Genomic DNA, 637 nt, shown 5'->3' with positions numbered 1-637 from the left:
ATGGCATTAAGCACATTATTGCGAGCACTGACTGTGCAGACCCGTATAACCCAAAAACCATCAGCGCGACAATGGGCAGTTTTGGGCGTGTGCAAGTGAGTTTGGTTGATTTGCCAAGCTACTTAGCTGAAGCAAACTTGCCAGTGTATGGTGCTTTCCTTGAAGGTGAGAGCGTGCATAAAACTGATTTTGCAGCAGAAGGTATTTTGTTGATGGGCAGCGAGTCACATGGTGTGCGAGAAGAAGCGTCCAAGTTCGTGACAGATAAGATCACGATTCCTGCTTTCGGTGGCGCAGAATCTTTAAACGTGGCAATGGCGACGGGGATCATTTTGGACAACATGCGTCGTCAGCACAGCTAATCGTATCAACGAATTTTAGATACAAAAAAAGCGTAACGGCCTAGGCGATTTCAAGCTGAGGTTCATTACGCTTTTTTCGTTTTGAATGCGGTTATTTTTCTAACATATCCAACTTGTTTGGCACGCCGTTCCATTTTTCCGCTTCATCCATCGCTGGTTTCACTTCAGTTTGTACCGGCCAGATTTCTGCGAGTTCGGCGTTGAGCTCTTTGTAGATGATTTGATCTTCAGGCAGCTCGTCTTCTTGGAAGATTGCCGCTGCGGCACACTCGTCA

The 637-nt window shown here is 46.6% G+C and carries 2 protein-coding genes; one reads left to right on the top strand and one right to left on the bottom strand.

Going from position 1 to position 637, the window contains the following annotated elements:
• Nucleotides 1–362 (top strand): RNA methyltransferase (locus tag R7190_RS28385; protein ID WP_318137993.1); only part of this gene is annotated, 362 nt, incomplete at its 5' end.
• Nucleotides 363–453: 91 nt separating this feature from the next.
• Here the strand turns inward: R7190_RS28385 and R7190_RS28380 are convergent.
• Nucleotides 454–637: DUF3470 domain-containing protein (locus R7190_RS28380; protein WP_318137992.1), on the bottom strand; the 184-nt coding region annotated here is incomplete at its 5' end.

The organism is Vibrio sp. 1078-1 (genome assembly GCF_033340475.1).
This window is presented reverse-complemented; position numbering and strand designations above follow the sequence as displayed.